Origin of the sequence: Rhodanobacter sp. ANJX3 (genome assembly GCF_014200755.1) — a bacterium.
GTDB lineage: Bacteria > Pseudomonadota > Gammaproteobacteria > Xanthomonadales > Rhodanobacteraceae > Rhodanobacter.
In genome coordinates this window covers 290,701-312,778 of record NZ_JACHCM010000003.1, presented here as the reverse complement: position 1 = coordinate 312,778, position 22,078 = coordinate 290,701, and the positions used below count along the sequence as shown (strand labels likewise).

Sequence of the window (22,078 nt, the reverse complement as noted above, 5' to 3'; positions counted from 1 at the left end):
TCGGCTGCTGTGACGCGAACTTCCTTTGAGAAAATCGATGGCCTTGCGCTTCAACCGCAATCGCGTAGTGCAGTTCAGCCGCTTTCTGTGGCAACGCTTTCTCGACGACAAGTGCTTCGAGACGGCTGGTGCGCTGTCGTACACCACGCTGGTCTCGCTGGTGCCGCTGACCGTGGCGGTGTTTGCCATGTTTTCGGCGTTTCCGGTATTTCAGGGCGCGCGTACTACGCTGGTGGATTTCGTGTTCGACAACTTCGTGCCGGCCGCCGGCGAGACAGTGCAGAAAGCGATCCAGAGTTTTGCCGACAACGCGAGCAAGCTGACCGGCATCAGCATTTTGGTCATGCTGTTCAGCGCGCTGTCGATGATGATCAGCATCGAGGATCGGCTCAACCAGATCTGGCGCGTGCACAAGGCGCGCGGCTGGGGTTCGCGACTGCTGCTTTACTGGGCGGCGCTGACCCTGGGTCCGATACTCGTGGTCGGCGGTATCGCGGTCACCTCCTACGTCACGGCGCTACCGCTGTTGCAAGGTGCGGCAAGCCAGATCTACGGCATCGGCCACAGTCTGCTCAGCGTGCTGCCGTTCGTGGTGACCTTTCTCACGTTGTGGCTGCTGTATGCGGTGGTGCCCAACTGCAAAGTATCCCGGCGCGATGCGCTGATCGGCGCCACGCTGGGCGCCGTGCTGTTCGAGATCGTGCGCTGGGGCTTCACCTTGTTCGTGCGGCAGGCGCAGACGTATCAGCAGATCTACGGCGCCGCGCTGGCGGCGATTCCCATTTTTCTGCTGTGGATTTATCTCTCGTGGGTGATCGTGATTCTGTCCGCGTCGATTGCGGCATCGGTATCGGCGTTCGACTTTCACGCGCCGAAAGAGCGCCTGCCGGCCGGTGCCGAGTTTCTCGGCCTGCTGGTGGTGCTGGGGCATTTCATCGACGCGCAGCGCAGCGGAGACACGGTAGATCAGGCCAAGATACGGCAGTACGAGCCGTATCTGCATCGCGGCACGATCGCCGATTATTTCTTCGAGCTGGAGCAGGCCGAACTGATCACCCAAAGCGAGCTGGGCAGCTGGCTGTTGTGCCGCAGCCTGGACAGCACCGATCTGCTGCGCGTTTACGAACATTCCCGCTATCGCCTGCCGCTCAATCCCGTGGAAGAGGCGGCCGAACTCGGCATCGCACTGCCCCAGCCGCTGCTGGGGCTACTGGCGGTGTTGGCTGACGAAGTCGCGGCCACACTGACCACACGGCTCAACACCGTTTATCCCCCGGACGCGAACCGCGCGGCCGATACCAAGGAACTTCCTGCATGATTTCTGCGCTACGCAAACTCGGCTTCACCTCGCTGATATTCGTCGCACTGGCCGTGGCCATTCCGGCGCAAGCCGCGATGCCCGAAAAGCCCACGCTGAAAGTCGTCACGATCGATGGCAAGACCTTCGATCTGGCAGCCGAGCGCGGCAAGTGGGTGATCGTCAATTATTGGGCGACCTGGTGCGTGCCCTGCATCAAGGAGATGCCGGACATCTCCCACTTTGTGGCAACCCACAAAAACGTCGCCGCGATCGGCCTGGCATTCGACGACAGCGAGCCCGCAGACATCAAGGCCTTCGTGGCCAAGCATCCGGTGGTGTATCCCATCGCGCAAGTGACGATGGACAAACCGGTCAAGGATTTCGACGAGCCGCGCGGCCTGCCGACCACTTGGCTGATCGACCCGCAGGGCAAGGTGGCCAAGCCTTTCGTGGGGCCGGTGACCTCGTCGATGCTTGCCGCGGCGATCGGCGCCAAGTAATGCCGGCAGCGAGGTTCATCGTCAGCGGCCACGTGCAGGGCGTGTTCTATCGCGCCAGCACGCGTGAGCAGGCCTCGAATCTCGGTTTGGCAGGTCATGCGAAAAATCTGCCTGGCGGCGAAGTCGAAGTGCTGGCCATCGGCGATATCGCCGCACTGGATGCGCTGGAGCAGTGGCTGCAGCGTGGGCCGCCAGCGGCGACGGTAGCATCGGTTCATCGCGACGAGCTGGCTGGCGAAATCACTGCCGAGAGCTTCGGCAAGGACTTCCATATCCGCTAGCTTTTTGCGTTAGCTATCGCCGAACGTATCGGCGACCCACACGGCCTTGTCGGTAACGTTCTCGTGCGCGGGATCGCCTTTCAGTGCCGACAGTTCCACTTCGGCGATCGGTTCGTCGTCGAACGGTAGTTGCTTCAGCAGATGTCGGATCAGATTTACGCGGCCGCGCTTCTGGTCGTTGAAGTCCACCACGAACCACGGCGCATGCTTGGCGTCGGTGCGTTTGATCATGGTGTCGCGCAGCTTGCCGATTTCGGTGTATTTCTGCCGCGCAGCCATATCCACCGGCGACAGCTTCCAGCGTTTCAGCGGATTCTCGGCGCGCTGGTTGAAGCGCTCTTCCTGCTCCTGCTGATCCACGGCCAGCCAGTACTTCAGCAGGATAATGCCGTCGTCGGTGAGCAGCTTTTCGAAAGTCGGCACCGCGTCGAGAAAGGCCTTGTATTCGTCCTTGCTGCAAAAGCCCATGGCCGGTTCGACCACCGCGCGGTTGTACCAGCTGCGATCGAACAGCACGAACTCGCCGGCGCTGGGCAAGTGCTCGACATAGCGCTGGAAATACCACTGGCTCGACTCGTGTTCGCTGGGTTTGGACAGCGCGGCAATGCGATAGCTGCGCGTATCCAGGCTTTCGGTAATCGCCTTGATCGTGCCGCCTTTGCCGGCCGCGTCGCGCCCCTCGAAGATCACCACCAGCCGCTTGCCGCTGCGCTTGAGCCCGTGCTGCAGGCGTATCAGCTCGAGCTGCAGCTCTTTCATGGCTTTGCGGTAGTGATGTTTGGCTTTCTTGCCCATGAGGATTCCGAGCGGCTAGGTGATATTGATGTCGGCGGCCGGACGGCCGATTCGGCGCCGGGCCACCATGGCCTGCACCGCGCGGCGGAAATCGGTGGCATAACCGGCCATGTCGAACAGCTTGCCGCGCTGGCGCTGCTGTTCCAGATGATGGCGCAGCAGCTGCAAGGCTTCGTGATGGCTGCCCAGGTTCACGGCGAGCGCGACGAAGCTGTCCTCGTCCTCGGTCACCAGTTCGGGCAGGCCGACGTGCTGCAGCAGGCTAGCCGCCACGCGGCCGGCAAAGGTGTTGCCCACCAGCGTCAGCAGCGGGCAGCCGGCCCATAGCGCGTCGGACGCGGTGGTGTGCGCGTTGTAGGGGAGGGTATCGAGAAACAGATCGACGTGCGCATAGCGCGCCAGATATTCCCGATGCGGCAGCTTGGCCATGAAGATCAAGCGATCGGCGGCGATGCCCGCCTGGACCGCGTGCTCGCGCAGACGCCGATCGGCGTTTTCCGGCCCGCTCAGCAGCCACAGCACGCTGCCCGGCGTCTGATCGAGAATGCTGAGAAAGCGGTTGAACGAGGGCGGATTGATCTTGTAGCTGGCGTTGAAGCAGGCAAACACCGTACCTTGCGCCGGCAGTCCACACGCTTCGCGCGGGGGCGCCGGCGGGATGTTCCGGGTCGGGTCGTTGGGCTGAAAGCAGCGCGGCAGCAGCAGCAGTTTTTCGCTGATCGTCGAGCGCAGCGATGTCGGCGCGACGATGGCGTCGGCGAGCAGATAATCGATCCAGGCGGCACCGGAGGTGCCCGGATAGCCGAGCCAGTTGAGCTGCAGCGGCGCTGGGCGCAGCGCAAAAAGTTTGGCGTTGGAGCCGCTGGAATACACCGTGAGATCGACCAGCAGTTCGATCCGATCGGCGTGGATGCGTTCGGCCAGCGGGCCGTGGCCCAGGCCGCTGACGTCATCGACGTGGCACGCGGCTTCGAGCCGCGTACGAATGGCGCCGCCGTCGTTAGGTGCGGTAGCGTAAAGGTGCAGCTCCAGCTCGCTCTCGGCCAGCGCCTCGATCATCGCGACCACCAGCAAGCCGGTGGCATGCTCGCCGAAGCCGTTGGAGACAAAGCCCACCCGTATCGGCGTATTCGCCGCAGGCATAGTATGCGTGAAGGCCAGCTGTCGGCGCAGCGGCGCCATCTCGGCGTCGATGGCGGCGGCAAAGGTTTCGGCGCAGTGACGCTGCTCTTCCGCGCTGGCGTCCTCGGCCAGAAAGCTGAAGGGCGTAATGCCCGGCATGCCGTCGGCTACGGCGACGCGCAGCCGTGCGGCGAGAGTTTCCAGTTCGCTCCATTGGCACAGCTGGCGCAAGGTGAAAATCCGCTGGCTCAGGGCTGCACCGTTGTTTCCATCGAGCTGCAGTGATCGTGCGAAGGCTGCCTGCGCGTCGTCGAGCCGGCCCAGCTCATCGAGCATCATGCCCGCGTGGTAGGGATGCTCGCCGTTGCGTGGCTCCAGCGCTTCGGCGCGCAGGTAGGCCTGAAACGCTTCAGTAAACTGGCCGCGTGCTCGATGCGTGTGTCCGAGCATCGCGTGCGCCGGCCCCATGGTTGGCGCGATCTGCAGCGCCTCGCGTGCATGCACTTCGGCCTGGGCGGCGTGGTCGATCGCCAGTTCGGCGGCGGCCACGTTCAGCCGCAGGCCGGGATGGCCCGGTGCGCCGTAGGTCGCCATGGCGTACGAATCGCGCGCCTGGCCGTAGCGCGCCGCCGCCATCAGCGCGTTGCCCAGTGTCAGCAGGATGACCGGATGACCCGGGGAGACGCGCAGCGCGGCGCGCATGCGCTCGATCGCCTCGTCGGCGCGGCCGTCGGCCACTTCGAGACTGGCCAGATTGCACTGCACTTCGAGACTGTCGGGGCTGAGTTTTTCGGCCTTGTACAAAAGGCGCAGCGCCTCGTCGCGCCGATCGAGCTGATGCAGGGTGATGGCATAGATGCGCAGCAGCTCGGCGGAATCGGGGAAGCGCTTCATCGCGTCTTCGGCGACCGGCACGGCGTCGGCAAAGGCGTGGGCTTCCAGCAGCGTGGTCAGGCGCGCCAGGTAGCCGTCGAGTTCGGATTGGAAGAGGTCGGTCATGGGCTCACGCTAGCGTATGGTCGGATGGGCGCCAAGCGCCCTCGGGCAGAGGCGCATCGTCAACCGCCGCTCAGCGACTTCAGCTCATCGGCCTGATGCTCGCGGGTCAGCGTATCGACCAGCTCGGCCAGATCGCCCTGCATGATTTCGGTGAGCCGATAAAGATTCAGGCCGATTCGGTGATCGGTCACCAGGTTGTCCTTGTAACGGTAGGTGCGGATGCGCTGGCTGCGGTCGCCGGTGCCGACCTGCAGCCGGCGCGACTCGGCCTGCGCTTCGCTCTGCTTGCTGCGTTCGGCGTCGAGCAGGCGCGCCTTCAGCAGGCTCATCGCGCGGGCGCGGTTCTTGTGCTGGCTGCGCTCTTCCTGACACTCGACGATCGTGCCGGTGGGAATGTGCGTAATGCGAATGGCCGAGTCGGTCTTGTTGACGTGCTGACCGCCGGCGCCGGAGGCGCGAAAGGTATCGGTCTTCAGATCGGACGGATTGATGACGACGTCATCGATCTCATCGAGTTCCGGCAGCACGGCGACGGTGGCGGTGGAGGTGTGCACGCGGCCTTGTGACTCGGTGACCGGCACGCGCTTGACGCAGTGCGCGCCGGATTCGAACTTCAGCTTGGAATACGCGCCGGCGCCTTCGACGCGTGCGACCACCTCCTTGAAGCCGCCGTGCTCGCCGGCGTGTTCGCTGAGAATTTCCACGTGCCAACGGCGGCTTTCGGCATAGCGCAGATACATGCGCAGCAGGTCGCCGGCGAAGATCGCCGCTTCGTCGCCGCCGGCGCCCGCGCGCACTTCGAGGTAGAGGTTCGCCTCGTCGCGTGGATCTTTCGGCAACAGCAGCAGCTGCAGTTCGCTGTCCAGTTCGAGCAGTCGCTGCTGCAGTCGGCCGATGTCCTCGCTGGCCATGTCGCGCAGCTCGGGATCGTCGAGCATGGCGCGCGTGTCGGCCAGCTCGCGCTCGGCTTGGTCGTGCTCGCGCAGCGAGGTGGCGACAGGTTCGAGCTGGGCGTATTCCTGCGACAGAGTGCGGAATCGGGTGTTGTCGGCGAGCACGTCGGGCTGGCTCAGCAGCAGGCCGATTTCCTCGTGGCGCTCGGCCAGTGCTTCGAGTTTGCGGCGGATCGATGGGGTCATGGGAGAAGGGGCGAGTAGAGAGGGGCGAGGGATGAGCAAAAGCGCCTAGACCAGTGAGCGATCCGGGCAAGGATGAAAGCGGCAGCCAGCCGCCCTCGCTATTTATCCCTTTTTTGGGACTCGCTTCTCGTCCCTTTCTCTTCGTCGTCGAGCCCGTACAAACGACCGGCGGCATGCAGCAGGTCGAGATCGCCGCTGAGCGCCGCTTCGCGCAGCCGCGCGCTGGGGTGGTGCAGCAGCTTGTTGGTCAGCGTGTTGGCGAGGAACGCCAGCGCCTCGTCGGCCGTCTTGCCGCGAGCGAGCATGGCGCGTGCCTTGTCGAGCACCTCGTCGCGGTAGACCTCGGCGTGCTGGCGCATGTCGAGCGCCGGGTTCTTCAGCGTGAGTGCGTGGCGCCAGGCCATGTAGCGATCGACCTGCAGATCGATGATGTCGCTGGCTTCGTGCGCGGCGGCTTCGCGTGAGCGGCGGTTGTCGTCGATGACCTGGCGCAGGTCGTCGATACCGTAGAGATAGACGTCGGGCAGGTCGCCCACGCCGTCCTCGATATCACGCGGCACCGCGATATCGACCATGAACATCGGTTTGCGCCTTCGCGCGGCCATGGCTTTCTCGACCATGGCACGGGTGAGAATCGGCTGTCGCGCCGCGGTGGAGGAGATCACGATATCGACCTCGGCCAGATGCTGCGGCAGATCGGCCAGCGCGATGGCGTAACCGCCGTAGCGGCCGGCCAGTTCCTGTGCAGTTTCGAGCGTGCGGTTGGCGACGATCAGCCGTCGCGCCTTTTTGTCGGCAAGATGCTTGGCCGCCAGTTCGATCGTGTCGCCGGCGCCGATCAACAGCACGCAGGCGTCGGACAGGTCCGCAAAGACTTGCTCGGCCAGCCGTACCGCGGTGAAGGCGACCGACACGGTAAACGCGCCGATCCGCGTGTCGGTGCGCACGCGCTTGGCGACCGCAAAGGTGTGCTGCAGCAGACGATCCAGCGGCGCGCGTAGCGACTGCGCTTCGCGTGCCTGCTGATAGGCGTCCTTCACCTGGCCGAGAATCTGCGGCTCGCCCAGCACCATCGAATCCAGCCCGGTAGCGACACGGAACATGTGGCGTACGGCCTCACGTTCATCGTGCCGATACAGGAACTCGTCCAGCTTGCCCGGAGTCAGACGGTGGTGACGGCTCAACCACGCCTGCGGAATGCTCTCGGCACCGGCAGTCACGCCAACGTAGAGCTCGGTGCGGTTGCAGGTCGAGAGAATCATCGCCTCTTCAACGCCCGGCTCGCGCGTCAGCTCGTGCAGCGCCTCGCCGGCGGCCTCCGGATCGAACGCCACCTGTTCGCGCAGGCTGACCGGCGCGGTGAGGTGGTTGATTCCGAGGGCTATCAGCGGCATGAGGGTGTAGGAGTTCCGGCATGGATGTCGCTGCGACGTTTTCGGCGCGATGCAGTGACGACGTAGACTAAGCTTGATGCAGTATCCGCGCGGTGACCGATATTGGCTTCGCCGGTCACGCGGCGGCAAACAAACAAAAGGTAGGCAGATGGAGGTGGATGTGCGGAGCGGGTCGGCCAGGTTCAAGCAACTGCGGCATTTTACGGCACTGACGGCCTCGGTGCTGGTTTTGTGCAGCTGTGCCCCGATGCCCGCGCGTTCGCCGCGGCAGGCGGCCGCAAACGCGCAGCCGCTGGCGCATCTGGTGGTTGCCACGCCCGACGCCGAGCACGATCTGCTGGCCCAACTGCTGGCCGGCGAAATGGCGCTGAGCCGCAACGATCTCAAAACCGCTTCGACGGCCTACGGTCACGCCGCCGGCCTGAGCCTGGATCCCGAAGTGGCCGAACGGGCTGCGCGCCTGGCCATCGCCGTGCATGACGACACCGCGGCTCAGCAAGCGCTGGATCGCTGGCAGGTGCTGGGCGCCGCGCCTGTCGGTATGGCCGAGGCCCGCGCCGAGCTGGCGCTCGATCGCGGCGACGCCGACGAAGCGCGTCGCCAGCTCACGCTTCTCATCGGCAGCAGCGACAAGGAAGTCTGGCGCCAGTTCGGCCGGGTGATGCTTGGCGCCCGCGATCAGGCACAAGCGGCCAACTTGCTGGTTGAGCTGGCGACGCCACAGCAGCTGCCGGCCGACCCGCAGGCATGGCTGGCGATGAGCGAACTGGGCGATAAATTCGGCCGGCACGCTTACGCGCTGGCCATCGCCGAAGCGGCCGTGCAGCGGTTCAAGAGCGCCGAAACCTACGCCTGGCTGGCGCAAATGAAATTCAAGGATGGCGATCACGACGGCGCCCGCGCGCTGCTGCAAAAGGCGATCGCCAAGGCACCCGACAATATTCAGTTGCGTCTGGCCTACGCCAGCATGCTCAGCCAGGCCGGTGACTATGCCGGCGCCTCCAAGGTGCTCGATCACGGCCCGCAAAATGCCGACACCTACGCCCTGCGCGTGGCTCTGGCGGCGCAGAACGGCAACGGTACCGGGCTGGCCGCGCTGTATCAGCAGCTGCAGAAAGCGCCGCCGGAGGTGCGCGCGAAAAGTGCCTATCTGCTGGGCCAGCTGGCCGAGGCGCAGCATCTCAACGACGAGGCGCTGGCCTGGTACAGCCAGGTCGACGATGACGACACCCATGCGTTCGACGCCGACCTGCGCAGCGCGGTGATCTTGCAATCGCAGGGCAAGAGCAACGAGGCGCATCAGGCGCTGGAACAGATGCAGGTCGATTACCTCGATCAGCCCACCCAGCTGCGCAAGGCCTATCAGGTCGATGCCGAACTTTACATGCGCGAACGCAAGTACCCGCAGGCGATCGCGGCATTCAGTCACGCCCTGCAGGTGGTGCCGGACGATCCGGACCTGCTCTACGGCCGCGGGCTGGCATACGCCGAGGCGAACGATGTCGATCTGGCGGTCAAGGATTTTCACCGCCTTCTGAAGATCAAGCCGGGTGACGTCGATGCCAGCAATGCGTTGGGTTTCACCCTGGCCGACGCCGATCGTGACCTGCCCGAAGCCGAGCAGCTGATCCAGACGGCCCGCGCGGCCAAGCCGAGCGATCCGGCCATCGCCGATTCCTGGGGTTGGCTGCAGTACCGGCTCGGTCATCTCGATCAGGCGGCGCAGGTGCTCAGCAGCGCGTGGCAAGCGCAGAAGGACGCCGACGTCGGCGTTCATCTGGGCGAGGTGCTGTGGAAGCTGGGTCACCAGCAGGAGGCACAACGCATTTTCGACGACGTGCGCAAGCTCGATCCGACCAACAAGAACCTGCAAGATGCGCTGCGGCGTCTGCACGCATGAAGGCTGCTGCGATGAACCGGGTTTTTCGATGCGTTGCCGTGTCGCTGCCGCTGTTGCTTGCCGCCTGCGTACCGGCGCCGGCGATAAGGACGAAGGGCGGTGCCGGCCAGCTGGCGGCGCAGCAGTCGCGCGAGCAGTCGTTGGCCCATGCTGATCATTGGGTCATGCAGGGGAGGTTGGGTGTGTCCGACGGCAAGGACGGCGGTAGCGGTAGCTTCAGCTGGACGCAGAATGGCGATCGCTACGAGTTCGTGCTGCGCGGGCCGGCCATCAGCGGCGCGGACTTCCGTCTCAGCGGCGGGCCCGACGGCGCGCAGCTGCAGGGCCTCAAGTCCGGACCGATCAGCGGCCCCGATGCCGAGGCGCTGATGCGCAAGGCGCTGGGCTGGGAAGTACCGCTGCGCGATCTGCGTGCCTGGGTGCTTGGCCTGCGCGCGGACAGCGGCGCAGCCGACGTCAGCTTTGGCGACAACGCGCTGCCGTCGCTGCTGGTGCAGGATGGCTGGTCGGTCGAGTACCGCGAATGGGACATCACGCGCCAGCCCGCTCTGCCGACCAAGGTCTACGCCAGCAAGCCGCCGTACAAGGTGAAGCTGTCGATCGAATCATGGCAGTTCCAGTGATGGCGATTCGCTGGCAGCTCGGCGATGCGCGCAGCGCACGAATGCGTTGAGTCGCCAGACCCGTCATGCCCGATCATCCGACCGAACGCGTTTTTTCCATCGAACGTGCGCTGCCTGACCAGGTTGCGGCGCTGTGTGCGATCGAGCGAAAAGCCGTGCAGCTTTTTCGCGGTCACCCGGCCTGGGCGGCCTATGCCGATATGCCGATCCCGCCCGAGCTGTTGCACCGGGCGATCGGTCGCGGTCTGGTCTGGGTCGCGCTGAGTGTGGACCAGGAGGCGGTGGGATTTGTCTGGCTGGATGCAGAGATAGACCGCGGGGCGGCTGATGAGGCGATCGGCGTCGCCGAAATCGACGTGCTGCCAAGTTACGGCCAGCGCGGCATCGGTGCCGCGTTGCTTGAACATGCCTGCCAATGGGCACGCGCCGCCGGCTATCGCCGGATCGCCCTGGGGACGCTGGCCGACGTGCCTTGGAACGCGCCGTTCTATGCCAAGCGCGGCTTTGCCGCGGTCGACAAGAACGATCCGGCGTTTGCCTTTGCGCGCCAGCGCGACCGCGAAAACGGTTTTCCAGACCGGCTGCGGGTATTTATGAGCCGCGCTTTGGCGCGTCCTGCCCGGAACGAATGGACGATATGGCCTGCGCCGGCCAAGTTGAACCTCTTTTTGCGCATCACCGGGCGGCGGCCCGACGGTTACCACGAGCTGCAGACGGTATTTCGGATCCTCGACTGGGGCGATGAGATCCGCCTGCGCCTGCGTGACGATGGCCAAGTTCGGCGGCTACACGAGGTGCCCGGCGTGCCGGAGTCGTCCGACCTGGCGGTGCGCGCGGCGCAGCTTTTGAAGACGCACGCCGGCGCAGCTGCGGGCGCGGACATCGAGGTAAACAAGCGCGTGCCGATGGGCGGCGGCTTGGGCGGTGGCAGTTCCGATGCGGCCACCGTGCTGGTGGCGCTGAACTGGCTGTGGCGGCTGAATCTGGGCGAAGACACCCTGGCCGAACTCGGGCGTCAGCTGGGTGCGGATGTGCCGGTCTTCGTGCGCGGTCGGTCGGCCTGGGCCGAGGGTATCGGCGAGCAGCTCACACCGCTGCCGCTGCCGCGGCGAACGTATGTGGTGCTCGACCCGCATGAGCATGTGCCGACGGCCGCGCTTTTCCAGGCGTCTGAATTGACACGAAATGCGCCGCGGGCGACAATTTCATCCTTTGCTTCTGGCGAAACGACAGAAAATGCCTTTGCGCCGGTAGTACGCGCGCGTCACCCGCGGGTGGCCGCCGCGCTCGACTGGCTGGGCGGCTTCGGTCAAGCGCGACTGTCCGGTAGTGGCGGCTGCGTGTTTCTGGAAACGAAATCATTCGAGCGGGCGGTATCGATCGCCGGGCAATGTCCGGTGGCCTTCACGGCCCACGTGGCCTCGGGGGTCGATGTTTCACCGCTGCAGCAGGCTCTGGCGCGGCATCAATCGCGCACGGAGTGAAACGACACACGGCGTTCGCTGGCGGCATGGCGAACCCCAACGAGTACGAACAAAAGCACAATCGAACAACCTACTACTGGGGCGTCGCCAAGCTGGTTAAGGCACGGGATTTTGATTCCCGCATACGCAGGTTCGAATCCTGCCGCCCCAGCCATTCCTGATGGCTTGAGTTCCGAGGTAACCACTGTGGACACGTCCACCCCGATGATGCTTTTTACCGGCAATGCGCATCGCGCGCTGTCCGAGGACGTCGCCCATCGACTGGGCGTGCCGCTTGGCAAGGCGCTGGTCAGCACGTTCAGCGACGGCGAAGTGCAGATCGAAATCGAGGAAAACGTCCGCCGGCAGGAGGTTTTCGTCATCCAGCCGACGGGTGCGCCGAGTGCGGAAAACCTGTTCGAGCTGCTGGCGCTGGTCGATGCGCTCAAGCGCGCTTCGGCCATGAGTGTGACCGCGGTGATGCCGTATTTCGGCTACGCGCGACAGGATCGCCGGCCGCGCTCGGCCCGCGTACCGATCACCGCCAAGCTGGCTGCCCGCATGATCGGCGCCGCGGGCGTCGACCGGGTGCTGACGGTGGATCTGCACGCCGACCAGATCCAGGGCTTCTTCGATATTCCGGTCGACAACGTGTACGCCTCGCCGGTGCTGCTGGCCGATATCTGGCGCCATCACAGCATGGACGATGTGATCGTGGTCAGCCCGGACGTGGGCGGCGTGGTGCGCGCCCGCGCACTGGCCAAGCGGCTCGACGACGCGGATCTGGCGATCATCGACAAGCGCCGCCCGAAGGCCAACGTGGCCACGGTGATGAACATCATCGGCGACGTGAACGGCAAGACCTGCGTGCTGATCGACGACATCGTCGATACCGCCGGCACGCTGTGTGCGGCCGCCGCTGCGCTGAAAGAGCGTGGCGCCCGCAAGGTGGTTGCCTACTGCGTGCATCCGGTGCTGTCGGGCGCGGCGGTCAGCAATATCGAAGGCTCCCAGCTCGATCAGCTGGTAGTCACCAATACGCTGCCGCTCAGTCCGCAGGTGCAGGCCTGTACCCGGATTCGTCAGCTGTCGGTCGCCGAGCTGCTGGCCGAAACCATTCGCCGCATCGCCTTTGGCGAGTCGGTGAGTTCGCTGTACGTGGACTGATGCGGCGGGATTGATTCAGTCGTATTGCTTCATACTGACTGGCTGATATTGCTGCACCCACAGTTTTTGGCTTCAAACGCGATGGCATTCGCCATCGCACCATCGACTTTTCTGGTCGCGGGAAAGTCACTCGACCGCTGCGAAGCGGTTACTACCCAACCAAGGCAATACCAACATGGCTAAGACACACGAAATCAAGGCGCAGAGCCGCAAAGACGAGGGGAAAGGTGCGAGCCGCCGCCTGCGTCATGCGAGCTTCGTGCCTGCCGTCGTTTACGGCGCCGGCAAGGATCCGCAGAGCATCCAGATCGAACACAACACCATCCTGCTCGCTGCCAAGCACGAGTGGTTCTTCTCCTCGGTGCTCGACCTCAACGTCGACGGCAAGGTGCAGAAGGTGCTGGTGCGCGACTGGCAGAAGCACCCGTTCAAGCAGCTGATGATGCACATGGATTTCCTGCGCATCAACGAGAACGAAGTCGTTCGCGTCAACGTGCCGCTGCACTTCCTCAACCAGGAAACCTCGCCGGCTGCCAAGACTTCCGGCGTGGTCATTTCGCACAACCTCACGGAAGTGGAAGTCTCCTGCCTGCCCAAGGATCTGCCGGAGTTCATCGAGCTCGATCTGGGCAAGCTGAAGGAAGGCGATATCATCCATCTGTCGCAGCTGACGCTGCCGGCGAACGTCGAAATTCCGGCGCTGGCGCTGGGCGAGGATCACGACATTGCCGTGGTCACCGTAATGTTCGTGCAGGAAGAAGTGGACGAAGCGCCGGAAGCTGTCGAGGGTGATGACGCTGCCGCCAAGCCCGCCGGCGACGCCAAGAAGGACGACAAGAAGTAAGCCGCTGCAGCCCGCACTGGAAACGGTGCGGGCTGCGCTGCTTGCCTTCCGTCATGGCAGGTTTGCGACTCATCGTCGGACTGGGCAACCCCGGTGCCGAATACCTCAGAACCCGGCACAACGCCGGGTTCTGGTTTGTGGACGCCCTCGCCAGCGCGCAGGGCCAGCGGTTCGGTTTCGACGGCAAGCTGCACGGCGAAGCCTGCAAGGTCGCCATCGGTGGCGAGTCGGTGTGGCTGCTGAAGCCTTCGACCTTCATGAACAAAAGCGGCATCGCGGTGGCTTCCGCGCTGCGCTACTACAAGATCGAGTCGGAGCAGTGCCTGGTCGCGCACGATGATCTCGATTTGCCGCCTGGCGTGGTGCGCCTCAAGTTCGACGGCGGCCATGGCGGTCAGAACGGCCTGCGCGACATCATGGCCCATCTGGGGCACGGTAAATTCCATCGGTTGCGCGTGGGTATCGGCCATCCCGGGCATCGGGATCAGGTCACGCCCTGGGTGCTGGGTCGGCCCTCGGCGGCTGACGAAGACGCCATGCTGTTCGGTATCGGCAGAGCACTTGATGTGCTGCCGCTGGCGACGAGGGGCGAGTTTGAAAAGGCAATGCATCAGCTGCACAGTGCGGAAGCCAGTGCAGTGAAAAAGTAGGTTTTCATTCGCAGCAGACGCGATGCGCAAGCCGAGCCACCGGATCGATTTGCGCCTCACGTTTCACGGCACGGAATCATCATGGGTATCAAATGCGGCATCGTCGGTCTGCCCAACGTCGGCAAGTCCACCCTGTTCAACGCGCTGACCAAGGCGGGCATTGAGGCGGCGAACTATCCGTTCTGCACCATCGAGCCCAATGTCGGCATCGTGGAAGTGCCGGACGTGCGACTGGCGCAGCTGTCCGAGATCGTCAAGCCGCAGAAAGTAGTGTCGGCCGTGGTCGAGTTCGTCGATATTGCCGGATTGGTGGCGGGCGCGTCGAAGGGCGAGGGCTTGGGCAACCAGTTCCTGGCCAATATTCGCGAGACCGACGCCATCGTCAACGTTGTGCGTTGTTTCAACGACGACAACATTATCCACGTGGCCGGCCGCATCGATCCGCTCGACGACATTATCGTTATCGGTACCGAGCTGGCGCTGGCCGATCTGGCTACGGCCGACAAGGCGCTGCAGCGCGAGCAGAAGAAAGCCCGCGCAGGCGACAAGGACGCCAAGCTGATGGTTGCCGCGCTGGAAAAAGTGGTGCCGCATCTGGATCAGGGCAATCCGGCGCGCTCGGCGCCGCTGTCCGATGAAGAAAAGCTGGCGCTCAAGCCGCTGTCGCTGCTGACCATCAAGCCGGCGATGTACGTGGCCAATGTGGCCGAAGACGGTTTCGAGAACAATCCGCTGCTGGACAAGGTGCGTGAGCATGCGGCCATCGAGGGTGCGCCGGTGGTCGCCGTGTGCGCGGCCATCGAGTCGGATATGGCCGAGATGGACGACGCCGACAAAGCGGAGTTTCTCGCCGAAATGGGCCTGAAGGAGCCGGGGCTTAATCGGCTGGCGCGCGCGGCGTTCGGGTTGCTCGGTCTGCAGACGTACTTCACTGCCGGCGTCAAGGAAGTGCGCGCCTGGACGATCCACATCGGCGACACCGCGCCGCAGGCGGCTGGCGTGATCCACACCGATTTCGAGCGCGGCTTTATTCGTGCGCAGACGATCGGTTTCGACGATTTCATCCGCTATCGCGGCGAGCAGGGCGCCAAGGAGGCGGGCAAGATGCGCGCCGAGGGCAAAGACTACGTCGTCAAGGACGGCGACGTGCTGAATTTCCTGTTCAACGTCTGACGCGCGTCGTCGTGAGTTTGTTCGACCTTTAGCCGGAGTTTCCATGTCAGGCCAGCAGCACGAAGTGACTTTCCGTTTTCTCGCCCAGCCCACCGACGTCAACTTCGGCGGCAAGGTGCACGGCGGCATGGCCATGAAGTGGATCGATCAGGCCGGTTATGCCTGTGCGGTGGGCTGGAGCGGCGCATATTGCGTCACCGCGTCGGTCAGCGGCATTCAGTTCGTGGCGCCGATCCTGATCGGCGACCTGGTCACGGTGCGGGCTCGTCTGATTCACACCGGCACATCGAGCATGCATATGGCCGTGGATGTGCTGGCGCGCGATCTGCGCAAGGGCGAGCAGCGGCTGGCAACCAGCTGCGTGATGGTGTTCGTGGCGCTCGACGGGCAGGACGGTAAACCCACTGCGGTGCCGCGCTGGGAGCCAAGTAACGACAACGAGCGCCGGCTGCAGCTGCAGGCGAAACAGCTTCTGGAACTGTCCAAGGGCATGGAGCAGCTGATCGATATGCACGGCGCGTCCGCGAGCTGACCTGCAGCCGTACGCGCAAAAACTGTGCGAAATACGCGCATTTGCACGCCTCAGGTGTTGACAGCTCAAGGCTCGATCCACACAATACGCGTTCTTTGTTGGAGGGATACCCAAGCGGCCAACGGGGGCAGACTGTAAATCTGCTGGCTTACGCCTTCGGTGGTTCGAATCCACCTCCCTCCACCAGCTTGGTCACTGCTTCGATTTGTGAAACGGTGAAGCGTCAAAAAGTGAGCGACGTTAGTTTTATCGCGGCGTTCAGTAGAACAAGTACACATGGTTGCAAGGAAGCAATTCTGATCGCGACGCGAAAGCGGCGCGGCCCTGATGGATGAGGCAGGTGGCATGATTCGATGTGGATCACGAAGCCCGTCCCGTTTATCGAGCGAGTTCCGCGCAGGGCGGGAGTAGTTCAATGGTAGAACATCAGTTTTCCAAACTGATTATGCGGGTTCGATTCCCGCCTTCCGCTCCATTGCGCTGCATCGGCCAAGCGGTCGACCTTTGCATGCAATGCGGAAGTCGACGCTTTTTTTGAATTGTCCGGCAGGATGCCGGTCTGTTCTTTGCCATCATGGAGGATGGCTGAAGTATCCGCTCATGTAGCTCAGTCGGTAGAGCACTTCCTTGGTAAGGAAGAGGTCACAGGTTCGATTCCTGTTATGAGCACCATTTCACTACGCCCGTAATGGCTCAGGTCGGATACGGTCGGTTTTTTTCCTTCAATTGATTGACTCCATCGGGGTTTAGCGCGCATGGCAAAGGGTAAATTCGAACGCACCAAGCCGCACGTCAACGTCGGCACGATTGGTCACGTGGATCACGGCAAGACGACGCTGACAGCGGCGCTGACGAAAGTCGGTGCAGAACGTTTCGGTGGCGAGTTCAAGGCCTATGACGCGATCGACGCGGCGCCGGAAGAGAAGGCGCGCGGCATCACGATCTCGACCGCGCACGTGGAATACGAGTCGCCGAACCGCCACTACGCGCACGTCGACTGCCCGGGTCACGCGGATTATGTGAAGAACATGATCACCGGTGCGGCGCAGATGGACGGCGCGATTCTGGTGTGCTCGGCCGCGGACGGCCCGATGCCGCAGACGCGCGAGCACATCCTGCTGTCGCGCCAGGTCGGCGTGCCGTACATCGTGGTCTACCTGAACAAGGCGGACATGGTCGACGACGCCGAGCTGCTCGAGCTGGTCGAGATGGAAGTGCGCGAGCTGCTGAGCAAGTACGACTTCCCGGGCGACGACACCCCGATGATCCATGGTTCGGCCAAGCTGGCGCTGGAAGGCGACCAGAGCGAAATCGGCGTGCCGTCGATCATCAAGCTGGTGGACGCGCTGGACGCGTACATCCCTGAGCCGGTGCGCGTGATCGACAAGCCGTTCCTGATGCCGGTCGAAGACGTGTTCTCGATCTCCGGCCGCGGCACGGTGGTGACCGGTCGTATCGAGCGCGGCATCATCAAGGTCGGCGACGAAATCGAAGTGGTGGGTATCCGCAATACGCAGAAGACCACCGTGACGGGCGTGGAAATGTTCCGCAAGCTGCTGGATCAGGGTCAGGCAGGCGACAACGCCGGTCTGCTGCTGCGCGGCCTGAAGCGTGACGACGTCGAGCGCGGCCAGGTGCTGGCCAAGCCGGGCACGATCACCCCGCATACGGACTTCGAGGCCGAGGTGTACGTTCTGTCGAAGGACGAGGGTGGCCGTCATACGCCGTTCTTCAAGGGCTACCGCCCGCAGTTCTACTTCCGCACCACCGACGTGACGGGCGCTTGCGAGCTGCCCGAGGGCGTGGAAATGGTGATGCCGGGTGACAACGTGAAGATGGTGGTGAGCCTGATCCACCCGATCGCGATGGACGAAGGCCTGCGCTTCGCCATCCGTGAAGGCGGTCGCACCGTCGGCGCCGGCGTCGTTGCCAAGGTCATCAAGTAACAAATTCGAACGGCGGGGCTCGAATTAACAAAGCCCCAAAGTGAGTAGCTCCTATGAAGAGTCCGGCATGGATGCCGGGCTTGGCTCCGCCATCAGGGATGATGGCTAAAATTAAATCTCTTCACGGGGCGAGCGGAACCATCCGCTCGCCGTCGTGTTTACAGTTCAAGTCATGTACGCCAGTAGCTCAATTGGCAGAGCAGCGGTCTCCAAAACCGCAGGTTGGGGGTTCAAGTCCCTCCTGGCGTGCCACTTTCCCGAGGATCGATGACGGGTGACGATGGCAAGGCCGCCCGAACAGGCCGGTATGCCGCTGACACTTGATCACTGTGCATGAATACCAAGGCAGAACAGCAGCCCAAAGGCACGAATGCCGCCGATGTTGCCAAGCTGGTATTGGCAGGGCTGATACTGGTTGGCGGCATCTTCGCCTATTCCTGGTTCGGTAACGACGCCAGCATCCCTTCATCCGTGCGCCTGCTCGGCGTACTCGCGGCGCTGGTCATCGCGCTGGCGATAGCGGCCTTCACGGCGCTGGGTCGTCGGGTGCGCAATTTCGTCGGCGAGTCGCAGTTCGAATTGCGCAAGGTGGTCTGGCCGACCAAAGATGAGACGATCAAGACTACCGGCATCATCATCGTGGTCGTGGTGGTGCTGTCGCTGTTGCTTGGCCTGATCGATCTGATCCTGAAGTCGGTCATCCTCGACTGGCTGCTCAAGTTGGGTACCTGAGGTGGAAAACATGAGCAAGCGTTGGTATGTGGTGCACGCCTATTCGGGTTTCGAGAATCAGGTGAAACGTTCCCTCGACGAGCGCATCAAGCGCGCCGAGATGGAAGAGAAATTCGGCGAAGTGCTGGTGCCGACCGAGGAAGTGATCGAGATGCGCGGCGGCCAGAAGCGTCGCAGCGAGCGCAAATTCTTCCCAGGCTACGTGCTGGTGCAGATCGAGACGAATACCGAGGGCAAATCGCCGCGGATCGACGATGAATGCTGGCATCTGATCAAGGAGACGCCGAAGGTCATGGGCTTTATCGGCGGTACCGCCGACCGTCCGCTGCCGATCAAGGACAGCGAGGCCGAAGCCATTCTCAGCCGCGTCCGCGAAGGTGTCGAAAAGCCGCGTCCGAAGGTGTTGTTCGAGCCGGGCGAGATGGTTCGGGTCACCGAAGGTCCATTCAACGACTTCAATGGCGTGGTCGAAGAAGTCAACTACGACAAGAGCCGTCTGCGCGTTGCCGTGCTGATCTTCGGCAGGTCGACCCCGGTGGAGCTGGAATTCGGTCAGGTCGAAAAAGCCTGATAGCTAGGTCTTGTCTCGACCTCGGTTGCTGAATCCGCGCCTTTGGCACGGGGCTTGCTGAAAGCCAGGTCAATCTCTATACTGCGCGGTTCACGTCGAGGTCTAACGATCTCGGCGTGTCCGTGTTTCAGGGTTTGCACGATGCAGACCTTCCTTCCATCCAGGGACCGGTGAACAGCGAGGAGCCGCAAGGCGCCTGAACTCGCGAGGAAAAATGCCATGGCAAAGAAAGTTACTGGTTACATCAAGCTGCAGGTCAAGGCCGGTCAAGCCAACCCGTCGCCGCCGGTGGGTCCAGCCCTCGGTCAGCGCGGCCTGAACATCATGGAATTCTGCAAGGCGTTCAATGCCGCCACGCAGAAGATGGAGCCGGGTGCTCCGATTCCTGTGGTGATCACCGCTTACTCCGATCGCAGCTTCACCTTCGCGATGAAGACGTCGCCCGCCACCTTCTGGCTGAAAAAACTGACCAATACGGCCAAGGGTTCGCCCAAGCCGAATACCGACAAGGTCGGCAAGGTCACTCGTGCACAGCTCGAAGAGATCGCCAAGCAGAAGAGCGCCGACCTCACGGCCGCCGAGCTCGAAGCCGCGGTTCGCACAATCGCCGGCAGCGCTCGTTCCATGGGCCTGGTAGTGGAGGGTTAAGACATGACGACCAAACTCACAAAACGTATGAAGGCCGCGCAGGGCGCGGTGCAGCCGGGCAAGTTCTACGGTCTGGATGAAGCGCTGAAGATCATCAAGGACAACGCCAAGGCTAAGTTCCCCGAGTCGGTGGACGTGGCCGTGCGCCTGGGCATCGACGCGAAAAAGTCGGACCAGGGCGTGCGCGGTTCCTCGCTGCTCCCGCACGGCACCGGCAAGACCGTCAAGGTCGCCGTGTTCTGCCCTCCGGGCGAAAAGGCTGAGGCTGCCAAAGCCGCCGGTGCTGACGCTGTCGGCATGGACGATCTGGCCGAGCGCATGCAGGCTGGCGATCTCGACTTCGGTCGCGTGATCGCCACGCCGGACGCGATGCGAGTGGTCGGCAAGCTCGGTCAGCTGCTGGGCCCGCGTGGCCTGATGCCGAACCCGAAGGACGGCTCGGTCACCGCCGACGTCGCCACGGCGGTCAAGAACGCCAAGGCGGGCCAGGTGAAGTTCCGCAACGACAAGGCCGGCATCATTCACGCCACCATCGGCAAGGCCAGCTTTGACGCTTCGCAGCTCGCGGACAATCTCAACACCCTGATTGCCGATCTGCTGAAGGCCAAGCCGTCCACGGCGAAGGGTCAGTTTTTGCAGAAGGTCGCTCTGTCCAGCACGATGGGCGTCGGCGTCGCCGTCGATACCTCGACGCTGGCCACCGCCGCCAAGTAAGAGATCAAGTCCTATACCGGCCTAGCCCGGTATAGGCAGTTTTTGAGGGCAGCTCCGATGCCATTCGCGATCGGGGCGGCTGTCAAAGACCGCAGGCGTGACCAGCGTGCGACGACGACGGGCAGGAGGCTCGCAAATGGCAGGGAATCGCCGTTGTCGCCAGCGGGGTCGCTTAATCGGATGTATCCCCATCCGGCCAGCGTAGATGGTGCTGCCCATTCTGGAATATTTTTCTGGAAAGGCCGACACCCGGGACCTTACGTCCTCGACGTCACGGACGGCGTCGCCCAGGACCGCAAGCGGCAGGAGCCGTGAGCGGAATTCATTTGGAGGAGTGCAATGGCTCTAAATCTGTCCCAGAAACAAGAAGTAGTTGCCGAACTGGCAGAAGTTGCCGCGAAGGCTCACTCCCTGATCGCTGCCGAGTATGCGGGCACCACGGTCGCTCAGATGACCGCGATGCGCAAGCAGGCTCGCGAATCCGGCGTGTACTTGAGAGTTGTCAAGAACACGCTCGCTTCGCGCGCTGTAGCCGGTACCGATTTCGAGGTCGTTCAAGACGCTCTGGTCGGTCCGCTGCTGTACGCGTTCTCGACCGAAGAACCAGGCGCTGCCGGGCGTCTGATCAAGGAGTTCGCCAAGAGCAACGACAAGCTGAAGCCGAAGGTCGTTTCGGTCGAAGGCAAGCTGTTTGCCGCCGAGCATGTCGACGTGCTGGCCTCGTTGCCGACCCGCGAGCAGGCGCTTTCCATGCTGGCACGCGTGCTGGCCGAGCCCGCTGCGATGTTCGCCCGCGCCGTCAAGGCCGTGGCCGACAAGCAGGACGGTGGTGGCGAAGTTGCCGCCGAAGCTCCGGTCGAAGCCGAGCCCGCTTAAGTTCGCTTTCTATTTAACTGAATCCATTTCCAGAGGTAAATAAAATGTCCCTTTCCAACGAACAGATCGTTGAAGCCGTTGCCGCCAAGTCGCTCATGGAAGTGATGGAGCTGGTGAAGGCCATCGAAGAGAAGTTTGGCGTGTCCGCTGCTGCCCCCGTGGCTGCTGCCGGTCCGGCCGCTGCCGCTGCCGCTCCGGCGGAAGCGCAGACCGAGTTTGACCTGATCCTGAAGACCGCCGGCGCCAAGAAGGTCGACGTGATCAAGGCCGTCCGCGCCATCACCGGCCTGGGTCTGAAGGAAGCCAAGGACCTCACCGAGGCCGGCGGCGTCCTGAAGGAAGGCTTGTCGAAGGAAGATGCCGACAAGTTCAAGAAGGATCTCGAAGCTGCCGGCGCCACTGTCGAACTGAAGTAATCGGCGTTTGCGCGCCGATAGTTCGACTTGACGTCAAGCAAGCCTGGGGGCGAAAGCTCCCGGGCTTTGCCTGTTAACGGTGAACTTCAACCGTTCGGTGGCATCGAAACCGTATCGGCGATTCAAAAGTAATCGACAACAAGCACTTGCAATAGCAGTACCTGTAACACGGCTCAGAAGTCAGCACTGAAAGATCGACGATGTTGGCTCCACGATCTTTGATTCATGCCTTTTGACGAAGCGGCGAACAAACCATCGTTTTCCGATTCATAGCGGCATCCACAGTTCTTACC

At 63.1% G+C, this 22,078-nt stretch carries 22 protein-coding genes and 5 tRNA genes; 23 read left to right on the top strand and 4 right to left on the bottom strand.

Annotated elements, in window-relative coordinates:
- Positions 1–37: 37 nt before the first annotated feature.
- From HDE76_RS09995 to HDE76_RS09985, 3 genes are read left to right on the top strand one after another with little or no spacing between them, the layout of a single operon-like run.
- Positions 38–1,318 carry a YihY family inner membrane protein gene (locus HDE76_RS09995; protein WP_179479212.1) on the top strand — a complete coding sequence of 427 codons (1,281 nt, stop codon included), beginning with the start codon at positions 38–40 and terminating at the stop codon, positions 1,316–1,318.
- Positions 1,315–1,800, top strand: a complete 486-nt coding sequence (locus HDE76_RS09990) for a TlpA disulfide reductase family protein (RefSeq protein WP_179479214.1) — start codon at positions 1,315–1,317, stop codon at positions 1,798–1,800. Before HDE76_RS09995 ends, HDE76_RS09990 begins: the two co-directional genes overlap by 4 nt.
- Positions 1,800–2,081, top strand: a complete 282-nt coding sequence (locus HDE76_RS09985) for an acylphosphatase (protein WP_179479216.1) — start codon at positions 1,800–1,802, stop codon at positions 2,079–2,081. Before HDE76_RS09990 ends, HDE76_RS09985 begins: the two co-directional genes overlap by 1 nt.
- 9 nt (positions 2,082–2,090) lie before the next feature.
- Here HDE76_RS09985 and ppk2 read toward each other — a convergent pair whose 3' ends face one another.
- The 4 genes from ppk2 to hemA all read right to left on the bottom strand — a co-directional run bounded on the left by ppk2 (position 2,091) and on the right by hemA (position 7,530).
- Positions 2,091–2,876 carry a polyphosphate kinase 2 gene (ppk2, locus tag HDE76_RS09980; protein ID WP_179479218.1) on the bottom strand — a complete coding sequence of 262 codons (786 nt, stop codon included), beginning with the start codon at positions 2,874–2,876 and terminating at the stop codon, positions 2,091–2,093.
- A gap of 15 nt (positions 2,877–2,891) precedes the next feature.
- Positions 2,892–4,997, bottom strand: a complete 2,106-nt coding sequence (locus tag HDE76_RS09975) for a tetratricopeptide repeat protein (RefSeq protein ID WP_179479220.1) — start codon at positions 4,995–4,997, stop codon at positions 2,892–2,894.
- A gap of 59 nt (positions 4,998–5,056) precedes the next feature.
- Positions 5,057–6,136, bottom strand: coding sequence for a peptide chain release factor 1 (prfA, locus tag HDE76_RS09970; protein WP_179479222.1), 1,080 nt, complete (start codon positions 6,134–6,136; stop codon positions 5,057–5,059).
- A gap of 98 nt (positions 6,137–6,234) precedes the next feature.
- Positions 6,235–7,530, bottom strand: coding sequence for a glutamyl-tRNA reductase (hemA, locus tag HDE76_RS09965; RefSeq protein WP_179479224.1), 1,296 nt, complete (start codon positions 7,528–7,530; stop codon positions 6,235–6,237).
- Between the two features lie 247 nt (positions 7,531–7,777).
- Here hemA and HDE76_RS09960 point away from each other — a divergent pair, with 247 nt between their 5' ends.
- The 20 genes from HDE76_RS09960 to rplL all read left to right on the top strand — a co-directional run bounded on the left by HDE76_RS09960 (position 7,778) and on the right by rplL (position 21,785).
- On the top strand, positions 7,778–9,430 hold the full coding sequence (locus HDE76_RS09960) for a tetratricopeptide repeat protein (RefSeq protein WP_255481528.1): 1,653 nt from the start codon (positions 7,778–7,780) through the stop codon (positions 9,428–9,430).
- 11 nt (positions 9,431–9,441) lie between these two features.
- Positions 9,442–10,053: a lipoprotein insertase outer membrane protein LolB gene (lolB, locus tag HDE76_RS09955; protein ID WP_179479228.1), complete on the top strand. Its 612-nt coding sequence runs from the start codon at positions 9,442–9,444 to the stop codon at positions 10,051–10,053.
- 65 nt (positions 10,054–10,118) lie between these two features.
- Entirely contained in the window at positions 10,119–11,537 is a 1,419-nt protein-coding gene (ispE, locus tag HDE76_RS09950; RefSeq protein ID WP_179479230.1) for a 4-(cytidine 5'-diphospho)-2-C-methyl-D-erythritol kinase, read from the top strand.
- Between the two features lie 77 nt (positions 11,538–11,614).
- Positions 11,615–11,691: transfer RNA gene (locus HDE76_RS09945), tRNA-Gln, on the top strand.
- Positions 11,692–11,741: 50 nt separating this feature from the next.
- The gene (locus HDE76_RS09940) at positions 11,742–12,683 is read left to right on the top strand and encodes a ribose-phosphate diphosphokinase (RefSeq protein WP_179479731.1); all 942 of its coding nucleotides are present in this window, start codon (positions 11,742–11,744) and stop codon (positions 12,681–12,683) included.
- Positions 12,684–12,858: 175 nt separating this feature from the next.
- Positions 12,859–13,527 carry a 50S ribosomal protein L25/general stress protein Ctc gene (locus tag HDE76_RS09935; RefSeq protein ID WP_179479232.1) on the top strand — a complete coding sequence of 223 codons (669 nt, stop codon included), beginning with the start codon at positions 12,859–12,861 and terminating at the stop codon, positions 13,525–13,527.
- 53 nt (positions 13,528–13,580) lie between these two features.
- On the top strand, positions 13,581–14,177 hold the full coding sequence (gene pth, locus HDE76_RS09930; protein WP_184507043.1) for an aminoacyl-tRNA hydrolase: 597 nt from the start codon (positions 13,581–13,583) through the stop codon (positions 14,175–14,177).
- Positions 14,178–14,258: 81 nt separating this feature from the next.
- Positions 14,259–15,350, top strand: a complete 1,092-nt coding sequence (gene ychF, locus HDE76_RS09925; protein ID WP_179479236.1) for a redox-regulated ATPase YchF — start codon at positions 14,259–14,261, stop codon at positions 15,348–15,350.
- Positions 15,351–15,393: 43 nt separating this feature from the next.
- On the top strand, positions 15,394–15,882 hold the full coding sequence (locus HDE76_RS09920; protein ID WP_179479238.1) for an acyl-CoA thioesterase: 489 nt from the start codon (positions 15,394–15,396) through the stop codon (positions 15,880–15,882).
- A gap of 100 nt (positions 15,883–15,982) precedes the next feature.
- A tRNA-Tyr gene (locus tag HDE76_RS09915) sits at positions 15,983–16,068 on the top strand.
- A gap of 215 nt (positions 16,069–16,283) precedes the next feature.
- Positions 16,284–16,357, top strand: a tRNA-Gly gene (locus HDE76_RS09910).
- A gap of 121 nt (positions 16,358–16,478) precedes the next feature.
- Positions 16,479–16,554 (top strand) — tRNA-Thr (locus tag HDE76_RS09905).
- 83 nt (positions 16,555–16,637) lie between these two features.
- Positions 16,638–17,828, top strand: coding sequence for an elongation factor Tu (gene tuf / locus HDE76_RS09900; protein ID WP_179479240.1), 1,191 nt, complete (start codon positions 16,638–16,640; stop codon positions 17,826–17,828).
- A gap of 176 nt (positions 17,829–18,004) precedes the next feature.
- Positions 18,005–18,080, top strand: a tRNA-Trp gene (locus HDE76_RS09895).
- A gap of 81 nt (positions 18,081–18,161) precedes the next feature.
- The gene (gene secE, locus HDE76_RS09890; RefSeq protein ID WP_179479242.1) at positions 18,162–18,560 is read left to right on the top strand and encodes a preprotein translocase subunit SecE; all 399 of its coding nucleotides are present in this window, start codon (positions 18,162–18,164) and stop codon (positions 18,558–18,560) included.
- Between the two features lie 10 nt (positions 18,561–18,570).
- On the top strand, positions 18,571–19,131 hold the full coding sequence (gene nusG, locus HDE76_RS09885) for a transcription termination/antitermination protein NusG (protein ID WP_179479244.1): 561 nt from the start codon (positions 18,571–18,573) through the stop codon (positions 19,129–19,131).
- 219 nt (positions 19,132–19,350) lie between these two features.
- Positions 19,351–19,779 (top strand): 50S ribosomal protein L11, encoded by a 429-nt coding sequence (gene rplK / locus HDE76_RS09880; protein WP_179479246.1) that lies wholly within the window; start codon positions 19,351–19,353, stop codon positions 19,777–19,779.
- 3 nt (positions 19,780–19,782) lie between these two features.
- The gene (gene rplA / locus HDE76_RS09875; protein ID WP_179479248.1) at positions 19,783–20,493 is read left to right on the top strand and encodes a 50S ribosomal protein L1; all 711 of its coding nucleotides are present in this window, start codon (positions 19,783–19,785) and stop codon (positions 20,491–20,493) included.
- Positions 20,494–20,832: 339 nt separating this feature from the next.
- Entirely contained in the window at positions 20,833–21,369 is a 537-nt protein-coding gene (rplJ, locus tag HDE76_RS09870; protein WP_179479250.1) for a 50S ribosomal protein L10, read from the top strand.
- Positions 21,370–21,413: 44 nt separating this feature from the next.
- A complete protein-coding gene (gene rplL / locus HDE76_RS09865; protein WP_179479251.1) occupies positions 21,414–21,785 on the top strand; it encodes a 50S ribosomal protein L7/L12 in 372 nt (123 codons plus the stop codon).
- The last annotated feature ends 293 nt before the right edge of the window (positions 21,786–22,078 follow it).